Annotated in this window: 7 protein-coding genes; 5 read left to right on the forward strand and 2 right to left on the reverse strand. The window is 58.1% G+C overall.

What is annotated here, in order from left to right; genetic code table 11:
* From AO692_RS24420 to AO692_RS24435, 5 genes are all read left to right on the forward strand, one after another.
* Positions 1–654, forward strand: a 654-nt coding sequence (locus AO692_RS24420) for an RHS repeat-associated core domain-containing protein (RefSeq protein WP_280138662.1), incomplete at its 5' end; no start/stop codon positions are given.
* Between the two features lie 37 nt (positions 655–691).
* Positions 692–1,597, forward strand: a complete 906-nt coding sequence (locus tag AO692_RS32920; protein WP_152979952.1) for a hypothetical protein — start codon at positions 692–694, stop codon at positions 1,595–1,597.
* Positions 1,598–1,599: 2 nt separating this feature from the next.
* Positions 1,600–2,052, forward strand: coding sequence for an Imm26 family immunity protein (locus AO692_RS24425; protein WP_054312673.1), 453 nt, complete (start codon positions 1,600–1,602; stop codon positions 2,050–2,052).
* 247 nt (positions 2,053–2,299) lie between these two features.
* On the forward strand, positions 2,300–3,283 hold the full coding sequence (locus AO692_RS24430) for a transglutaminase family protein (protein WP_054312674.1): 984 nt from the start codon (positions 2,300–2,302) through the stop codon (positions 3,281–3,283).
* A gap of 116 nt (positions 3,284–3,399) precedes the next feature.
* Complete coding sequence (locus AO692_RS24435) at positions 3,400–4,434, forward strand: secretin N-terminal domain-containing protein (RefSeq protein WP_152979953.1); 1,035 nt, start codon at positions 3,400–3,402, stop codon at positions 4,432–4,434.
* A gap of 121 nt (positions 4,435–4,555) precedes the next feature.
* Here the strand turns inward: AO692_RS24435 and istB are convergent, their stop codons facing one another.
* Both istB and istA read right to left on the reverse strand, forming a co-directional pair.
* Positions 4,556–5,311 carry an IS21-like element helper ATPase IstB gene (gene istB, locus AO692_RS24440; protein ID WP_054310052.1) on the reverse strand — a complete coding sequence of 252 codons (756 nt, stop codon included), beginning with the start codon at positions 5,309–5,311 and terminating at the stop codon, positions 4,556–4,558.
* 14 nt (positions 5,312–5,325) lie between these two features.
* Positions 5,326–6,861, reverse strand: coding sequence for an IS21 family transposase (gene istA, locus AO692_RS24445; protein WP_054310055.1), 1,536 nt, complete (start codon positions 6,859–6,861; stop codon positions 5,326–5,328).
* Positions 6,862–7,030: the final 169 nt, after the last annotated feature.

The following is a 7,030-nucleotide window of genomic DNA, read 5'->3' on the forward strand; positions in this document are numbered from 1 at the left end:
AACGGCAACATGCTCTCGCGCAGCCGGGTCTCGGGCAGCTATGTGTATCCAGCAGCAACGGCACAGCGCCCGCATGCGCCGTTGAGTGTCGGTTCGCGGTCCTTCGCCTATGACGCTAATGGCAACACCTCATCGGACGGCATCCGTACCCTGGTCTGGGACGAAGCGAACCGGCTGACGACGGTCACGCAGGCCAACGGCACGACAAGCTATGCCTACGGTCCTGATGGTGCGCGGGTGAAGAAGAGCTCTTCCTTCGGCACCACGCTTTATCCGAGCGCCGATGTCGAGATCGATCCGGCGACACCTGGGGCGGAGAAATACACCCGCTACCCACATGCCGACATCAAGATCGTGAACGGGGCGAAGTTCTTCCTGCATCGCGATCACCTGGCATCGGTGCGCTTCGTCACCGATGCTGATGGCGCAGTCGTCGAAAGTACCGGCTATGCGGCCTATGGCGAGCGCCTGAACTCCGGCTTCCAGACCCAGAAGAGCTACATCGGCGAGCGCTTCGATCCCGAGACAGGACTGCTTTATCTCAACGCCCGCTACATGGATCCGACACTCGGGCGCTACGTGCCAAAGGATGAGATGAGCGAAGAAATCCTGCAACAAGGTAAGCTCTCCAGCTCAAGGCAGGTGACACGATGAATGGTGGCTTGGTTGAAGGCAGGAACGGGGGGGCACCATGAAAACGAGTATCAGTCTTTTCGTGCGACGGCTGCTGGCGGCGCTGTTTGCCCTGGCTATCAATCTGTTAGGCACAGCGAGCGCAGATGCGGGAGCGATATATGGGCTGCGCTTCCAACTACAACCAACCCAAATCAACGTTCAGCCTATCCGCTTCATCTCGCCCGACGACTGGGATCCGACCCTGCCCGGAGTAGGCACCAATCGATACGCCTATGCCCAGAACAACCCAATCAATAAAAGTGATCCAAACGGGCACCAATCGAAATCTGATGATCCTACTGACGCTAACGGTGGAGGGGCTAGATCAAGCGTCGAGCAAGCTGCGGAAGAAGCGCAAAAGGATTATGCGAAAGGTGTTATCTCGAAGGAGGAATACAACGAGCGCTCCCGGTGGGCACAGCAACAACTCTCCGCTATGGAAAGTCAGAAGAATGCCCTTGCTACCGCAGCGGGTTTTTCCGTCTACAACCAATACCAAAGCTCGCTGGAAAAGGCCGATGTTCTTTCAAATCGTTTAACGACTCTGTCGCCGAAACCAAATGCACCTGCCGTTTCAAAACCCACAAAAACATACCAAACATACACAAAGGAGCACCCCGTAACAGGAAAGACATACGTTGGTCGCACGAGTGGAAAAGGGACTCCCGAGCAGAATGTAGCAGCGCGCGATCGCAGTCATCACATGAACCGCGAAGGGTATGGCCCTGCGCGACTTGATAAATCGAGCGCTAACAAAGATGCTATCCGTGGCCGGGAGCAGCAAGGGATTGATGCTGCGGGAGGTGCTCAATCCACGGGCGGGACCTCGGGTAACGCATACAACGGGATTTCTCCCAACAATCCTAACCGAGGTCACTATATGTCTGAAGCGGATAGAGAATTTGGAAGAATAGGTGACTGACAATGTCTCAAAAACATGAAGGCGACATTTTCAAGATTCCATTGGGAGATGGCACGCAGGCTTATGCGATTGCATTTCGCGACCCCTTGTTTGGTTTTTTTGATATCCGGTCAGAAGATGAGGTTGCTGTTTCTGAAATAGAAAAAGGCAAGATCATATTCTGTGTTTGGGTTATGAAATATGCTGTTAGCAAAGGGATTTGGAAGAAGGTTGGGACAACAAGCAAGTTTGACGGGATGTATGATGAGGTAAGTTTTTACAAACAAGACGCCTTCAATGGCCGACTTACTTCGTACACAAATGGCGTTGAGTCTCCTATCGACTATGAAGCTGCACAAACGATGGAGGCTGCTGCGGTGTGGGATCCTGAGCATGTCGAAGATCGGCTGCGCGACCACTTCGCTGGAGTGCCTAACAAATGGGTCGAGTCTCTGAGACCTAAAAGACGCAACTGATGTTAGTGCTTAGTGTCGGCTAGAGCGCAGGGCCTCATTAACGTGAGGGTGATATTTTCGAAGTTCCGTTGGGGGGAGCCGAGGCGACGGACCGTAACTCTGCGAAGTCAGGCAATGCCGGCTTCGGCCACGGCGATGGTGGCGAGTGCTTCGATCTCAACCCTATTAAATGGATTCGACCCTTGGAAGATGTGTCCCAAGGAAAAATGGGCGATGAGGAACGCAGAGCCTTGGATCGGGCTGAACCATGATCAATCAAGGCACCAATCGTATGCCCTTTGTCGTGCTCTGCACGGTGATGGCATTGCTTCTACCCTGGTCTGCTCAGTCAACTGAACAGCAGCCGGATTCAGCCAAGCTGGTCCGAGATATTGTTGATGCTCCAGCTGAAAAACTCACCTTCACACAGGCAAAGCTTGCCGTGGATAAGTTCATCGATCCCGCCTTGAACGAGGGGGAGGTTCGCTCGGAAATCGATGAGATGGTGGTCACAGTCAGAAAGATGTTGAGCACGTTGCCGCAAGAGGCGGCAGCGACTGACATGGAGAAGATGAAGGCATTGCGAGCTTTCATCTACGAACCCGGGCAATGGAATGACGGTGAGCCGTTTCAGTACGATCTTTCGGATCCCTTTGGACAGCAGCCAGGCGCTCAGCAACTTTCGCACTATCTGAAGACGAAAAAGGGGAATTGCGTTTCGATGCCAATCCTGTTTATCGTCCTCGGCGAGCGGCTTGGGCTCGATCTGACCCTATCGACAGCGCCATTGCACGTCTTTGTGAAGTTCACCGATCGAGCGACCGGCCAGACTTGGAATCTCGAAACGACGAGCGGCGCCGGTTTCACCAGGGATAGCCATTATCGGAAGATAATGCCGATGACCGACGAGGCAATCGCGAACGGCATCTATCTAAAGAAACTTTCACGCCAGGAAGCACTTTCTGTTATCGCGACCGGGATCCTCGACAACCTGCTCGCAGCGCAGCGTTATGATGATGCAATCGCAGTCGCCGATGTTCTGATCGAAGCCAATCCGGCTGATGCTTATGCTATGGCCAAAAAGGGCACGGCTTATTATCGCCTGCTCGATCGCGAGTTCATCAGCAAATATCCAAAAGAGAGCGACATTCCTGCTGGTATGCTACCGCGCGCCCTGGAACTTCAGCGCGCCAACCAAGCCGCCTTTGCGAAAGCTGAAGCACTCGGTTGGCGAGAGCCTGATCTCAACTAAGACCAGCGTTAGCGCAATATTTCAAACTCTGTGGAAAGAGCACTGCGCAATACCTTCTGATCAGCGCTCGACAGCGAGAAAGGATAGCCTACGAAGATAGGGAATCGGGTGGGCGAATGGCGTATGGTGGCCGCATTATTTTGTGTATGGCGCTGTTCGCCGCAGGCTGTACATCGCCCACCGGCGGCGACTTCTTTACCGAAACCGTGGAGAGCCTTCATGCGAAGGATTCCCCTCTCCGCGACCGGGGTGGTGGCAGCCAAAGATTGGCGTCTTCCGTAGGCTCAGGAAAGCGTTTTTCAGGGGCCCAGTATCAGGGCTCCGGCAATTTTGTTTCCTATGGAGCTCCGATTGCAAAGGTAACGGGCGACGGCAGCGGGCAGTTCGAGCTCAACCTCGTCAATGCACCGGTTACGCAGGCGGCGAAAGCTGTGCTGGGCGATGCGCTGCAGGCGAACTATGTCGTCGATCCGCGTGTGCAAGGTACAGTAACCTTGCAGACGTCCAAGCCAGTCTCGCGAGATGCCTTGGTCGATATTCTGGAGTCTGCGCTCGCGGTAAATGGAGCCGGCATCGTCAAACGGGCCAACTCATATCAAATCATGCCATTGGCAGACACGCTTGCCAGCACTCCATCGGTCAGTGTGCCGTCGGTAACCCCTTCCGGTCCGGGAATCAAAGTTCAGGTTCTCCAACTGCAATATGTCGCTGCCGACGAGATGAAGACGATCCTAGAGCCGATCACACGGCAAGGCACCGTTCTGCGCGTCGACAGCACCCGCAACCTCATCACCGTTGCCGGCAACAACGCCGATCTCGAAGCGATCCGGGAGGCTGTCTCCGTCTTCGACGTGGACTGGATGAAGGGCATGTCGGTTGCACTCCATCCGCTGAAGGCCTCCAAGCCTGATGCTGTGGCCGCCGAGCTTGAATCGATCTTTGGGACAAAAGGTGGCGCAGGCGGAAAAGTGATCCAGTTCATTCCGAATAATCGGCTGAACTCCATATTGGTTATCACTTCGCGGCCTGCATATCTCGCTCGCGCATCGAGCTGGATTGCAAAGCTGGATACTTTGGCTGAGACAAACGAAGAGCAACTTTTCGTCTACCAGATTCAAAACAGTGCGAATTCCGACGAAGCCGGCCAGTGATTCCGAACAATCACCGGCCACCCATTCCGATTTCATTCCGGCCGGGATTCCGATTTGAAGCCGGCCACCTTTGGACATCACCTGGGTCGTTGTTGAGGTTTGGTTCGAGTTTCGTTTCGGGTCAAGCCTGAGCGGTTTGCGGCATGGCGACGGCTCGCTGTTTTCGCATGCTCTCGCCACCCAGTTCGATGCGGTAAGCATTGTGCACGAGGCGGTCGAGAATGGCGTCGGCGATGGTGGGATTGCCGATGATCTCGTACCAGCGATCGACGGGAACCTGGCTGGTGACGATGGTCGAGCGCCGCTCGTATCGGTCCTCGATGATCTCGAGGAGATCACGGCGCTGATCGTCGCTGAGCTTTTCGGGGCCCCAGTCGTCGAGGATGAGCAGATCGGTCCGGGCCAGCGCCTTCAGCATCCGGGCATAACGGCCGTCGCCCCGTGCTAGGGCAAGAGCGGCGAAGAGCCGTGGCGCGCGATGATAGGCGACGGAGAAGTCCTCGCGGCAGGCCTTGTGGCCGAGGGCACAGGCAAGCCAGCTCTTGCCGACGCCGGCCGGTCCTATGATCAGGAGCCCATGCCGCTGGCGGATCCAGTCGCAGCCAGCGAGCTTGAGGAACAGCGCGCGGTCGAGGCCTCGCTCGGTACGGAAGTCGACATCTTCGACCTGCGCATCATGACGCAACCTTGCCGCGCGGGCACGGGCTTCGAAGCGCTTCTGGCGGCGAAGTGTCGCTTCCTGCTCGAGCAGAATGGCGAGCCATTCGCCATGATCGAGGGTGCGCGCTTCCGCTTGGGCGTCGAGGTCCTGGAAGCCTTTGGCCATACCGTGCAGGCCAAGGTCGCGCAGCATGTCGAGGGTGGGATGGGTCAGCATGATCTGTTGTCTCCTCAATGGAAGTAGCCGGGACCACGCAGATTGGCGTGATCGATGATGGCGCCGGCACCGGCACCGGCTCGGGCGGCCTTGTGGTTGGTGATGAGGGCGGCGATGCTCTTGCAGGTCAGCCCGCCGATCTCGACGGCACGCGCCGAGACCGCCTCGGCGCGTTCATGGCTGAGATCGCGATAGAGGCGCAGAACGCCCAGGCATGTCCGGAAACCCTGTTCGGGATGCGGGCGGCTTGCCAGAATGGCGATGATCAGGCCTTCCGTCTGCGGCCCGATCGACGCCGCCCAGCGGCGGAAGCGCATCGGCGTCCACTCGGCGTAGCGGCGATGAGAGCTGGGCATGTGATCGGGGTTGGTGCCGTAGCGGCGACCGCCATAGCGGCGTTGGTGAACGGCGACGCGCTTGCCGCGATGGAAGATCTCGATCGTCCTGCTCGTCGCGCGGATATCGACCTGCTGACGAATGAGGCCATGCGGCACGGAATAGAAGAAGTCCTTGAACTCGACATGGTAGTCAGTGGCGACGCGCGCCAGACGCCATTCTGCAAACTCGTAGCCCTGCACCGGCAGGCTGGTCAGAACGGGTCGTTCCACGGTCTCGAACAGATGGCGGCGGCTGACACCGAGGCGGCGCATGACATGGTCGTTGATGCGATCGAGCGCCCCGGCGATCGCCGCGTTGGCCTCGGCCAGCGAGAAGAAGGTCTGCCGCCGCAGCCGGCCGAGGATGCAGGTCTGGGCAAAGCGAACCCCGTTCTCGACCTTGGCCTTGTCCTTCGGCCGTCGCGGCCGAGCCGGCAGCACGCCGACACCATAATGAGAGGCCATCATGCCGTAGCTGCGGTTGATCTCGGGGTCATAGAAGGAGGCATGATTGACGCCGGACTTCAGGTTGTCGGGCACGATCAGGCGCGGGACACCGCCGAAGAAGTTGAACATGCGCACATGCGCGCCGATCCAATCCGGCAGCGCCTGCGTCCAGGTCGCTTCCGCATAGGTGAAGCCCGACGCCCCGAGGACGCCGACGAAGATCTCCGCCTCGCGGATCTCGCCGGTCAGCGGATCGGCGATCGAGAGCTTCTTGCCGGAATAGTCCACGAAGACCTTGTCGCCGACGACATGTTCCTGGCGCATGGTCGGCGACAAACGCTTCTCGAAGCCGCGGAACAGGTCACAGAAACGACTGTAGCCGTAGCCACCGGGGTGGACGGTGCGATACTCCTCCCACAGGAGCATCAGCGTGACGCCGGGCTTCTTCAGCTCCAGCGCAAGATCCGCCCAGTTCGGCTCGGGCAGGCGGCGCTGGCCCTGCCTGACCCCGGCGCGAGCAAACAGCCGGTTCTCCAGCGCATCGTCGGTTAGGTCGCCAGACAGCGGCCAACGCAACCCCGCCGCGGTCGCGCGCTTCAGATTGTCCTGCACGGTGCTGCGCGCGATGCCCAGCATCTGCGCGATCTCGCGGCTGCTCGTGCCATCGCCGGCAAGCCGCAGCATCTGTCGTAATTGTCTCATGGTCAGCCTTCTCTTTGCCGGCATCGCCCGTCCCTTGTTGAAAAGGTCCGTCATGCCAAAGTTGCTGACCCAGGTGGTGCGTCTTCAGTCCCTCAAAGCGGCCGGATATTGATCGGAATGCTGGCCGGCTTCATTCCGGAATGGTGGCCGGCTTCAAGTTGGAATGCCCGGCCGGATAACGTCGGAATCCGCA

It is taken from the genome of Mesorhizobium sp. 1M-11 (assembly GCF_001303895.1).
Lineage (GTDB): Bacteria > Pseudomonadota > Alphaproteobacteria > Rhizobiales > Rhizobiaceae > Mesorhizobium.

Coding starts and splice junctions, on each gene's coding strand:
- AO692_RS32920 (WP_152979952.1), top strand. CDS start 692: ATGAAAACGAGTATCAGTCTTTTCGTGCGACGGCTGCTGGCGGCGCTG.
- AO692_RS24425 (WP_054312673.1), top strand. CDS start 1,600: ATGTCTCAAAAACATGAAGGCGACATTTTCAAGATTCCATTGGGAGAT.
- AO692_RS24430 (WP_054312674.1), top strand. CDS start 2,300: ATGATCAATCAAGGCACCAATCGTATGCCCTTTGTCGTGCTCTGCACG.
- AO692_RS24435 (WP_152979953.1), top strand. CDS start 3,400: ATGGCGTATGGTGGCCGCATTATTTTGTGTATGGCGCTGTTCGCCGCA.
- istB (WP_054310052.1), bottom strand. CDS start 5,311: ATGCTGACCCATCCCACCCTCGACATGCTGCGCGACCTTGGCCTGCAC.
- istA (WP_054310055.1), bottom strand. CDS start 6,861: ATGCCGGCAAAGAGAAGGCTGACCATGAGACAATTACGACAGATGCTG.